At 52.1% G+C, this 1,748-nt stretch carries 2 protein-coding genes; one reads left to right on the top strand and one right to left on the bottom strand.

Translation table 11 applies throughout. The features are described from left to right. On the bottom strand, positions 1 to 1,002 hold a 1,002-nt coding region (gene xerS, locus FD23_RS02930), incomplete at its 3' end, for a tyrosine recombinase XerS (protein ID WP_236743864.1). A 232-nt stretch (positions 1,003 to 1,234) separates the two neighbouring features. Between xerS and FD23_RS10200 the strand changes: the two genes are divergently transcribed. Then, the coding region (locus FD23_RS10200) for a glycerate kinase (protein WP_236743863.1) at positions 1,235 to 1,748 on the top strand (514 nt) is incomplete at its 3' end.

The following is a 1,748-nucleotide window of genomic DNA, read 5'->3' as shown; positions in this document are numbered from 1 at the left end:
GTAGAGGTCGGTGGCTGAGGTGCCTTTTTGCCCCAGCTGCTGGGCGACCATGACCTGGTCCTTGGTCGCCTGATAGAGTTCAGAAGCGACCGTGTGGCGGAGCTTGTGGGGGGTGAGAGGGTGGCCGAAGGCAGCAGAATACTTGCCAACCATTTTTTCGATGGCATTGGTCGTCATCCGCCGGCATTCCTGGTGGTAGCTGGTTAAGAAAAGGGCCTTGTTAGTGGCTGGGGCCTGGTAGCGGTCTGCCCGGATTGCCAGGTACTTTTCCAGGTAGGGGAGGGTCCAGTCAGCAACTGGCACTGAGTCTCTCTGTCCGCCCTTCCGGGTGATATCTAAAGTTGCCTCTTTTAAGTTGAGGTCCTTCATGTCAACCCCGGCGCATTCAGAAACCCGGATTCCCGTGCCTAAGATCAAAGCGATGACAGCCATGTCCCGTTCCTTGTTTTGCTTAAAAGAAGAAAGGGCGCGTCCACTGCAGAGGCCGGCAAATTTTTGGTCCAAAAAGTCCATAAACTGGTATTTCAAGTTGCCGGTGTACATGTGAGCTTCTAAGGCATGAGCCCGGTAGTTCAAGGTGCTTGTATAAGGAAGGGAATTGATCTTGAGCATGACATTGCGGTCAAAATAAGGCTCGCCATTGTTCTTGTCAGCCGTGATCGTCAAGTACTTGTACAAGGAGCGCAGGGCGTTGAGCGACCGGTTGACGGTCGTCGGGGAGTTGAGGTGGCCCTGCTTGTTCCTGCTGTGCTCCAGTTTATCCAGGTAGAGCATGACATCGCTCCGGCTCAATTTTTCCAGGTCGCTTGGCAGCACTTGGCTGGGACTTTTCGCCTGGGTCAAATTTTCAGCAATCAGCCAGGAGAAAAAGCGGCGGATTTCCGTTAAGTACTGGTAGCTGGTGGTCAGAGAGTGCCTTGTTTCCAGCTGGTATTCCTTGACGAAGTCCGGCATCTGGGCCATTTCCCGGTCGATTAGGGAGAGGTATTTCTTGGTTTCCATATGACTCCTTATTCTTTCTCCAAAAAGTGGTTCTTGTACTCGTCTTCACTGATGGTCAGCATTTCTTCTAAGATGCTATAATTACCAATATTTTTCCGTTAGCTTAATTATACTAGAAAGAAATCGAATCGACAGCTAGTTGATCAGTTGACTGTCTTTCAGCCAGGCGGCTTTTTGCTTGGAAAAGCGGTAAAATAGAGCTGACTATTGAAAAAATGAAAGAGGCAGAAAAATGCTCAAGTTTATTACAGCCAGCGACAGTTTCAAGGAAAGCTTGTCAGCCAAAGAGGCCTGCCAGGCCATGGCAGATGGGATCAAGCGGGTCTTTCCCGAGGCCGAAGTCGTCCAGGTCCCCATGGCCGATGGGGGCGAGGGGACGGTCGATGCAATCTTGTCCTGCATCCCCGGGGAAAAAGTGGAAAAGATGGTTACCGGTCCCGATGGTAGAAGGCTCTTGGCCAGCTATGGTCTGATCAATGACGGGGAATGCGCGGTGATCGAGACGGCAGCAGCCAGCGGCCTGGGCTTGCTTGCGAAAAAGGACCGCGATCCAATGACGGCAACTACTTTTGGGACCGGGGAGCTGCTGCTTGACGCGTTGAAGCGGGGCGTTAAAAAGATTATCGTGGGCTTAGGCGGCAGCGCGACTAACGATGGCGGTGCCGGCCTGGCTCAGGCTTTAGGGGTTAGGTTTTTAGATAAAAATGACCAAGAGCTGCCTTTTGGCGGAGGAAGTTTAGACCAAT

This window comes from Lactobacillus delbrueckii subsp. delbrueckii DSM 20074 = JCM 1012, assembly GCF_001433875.1.
In the GTDB taxonomy this organism is placed as follows: Bacteria; Bacillota; Bacilli; order Lactobacillales; family Lactobacillaceae; genus Lactobacillus; species Lactobacillus delbrueckii.
The sequence above is the reverse complement of the archived record's forward strand: the minus strand, read 5'-3'. Positions and strand labels throughout refer to the sequence as shown.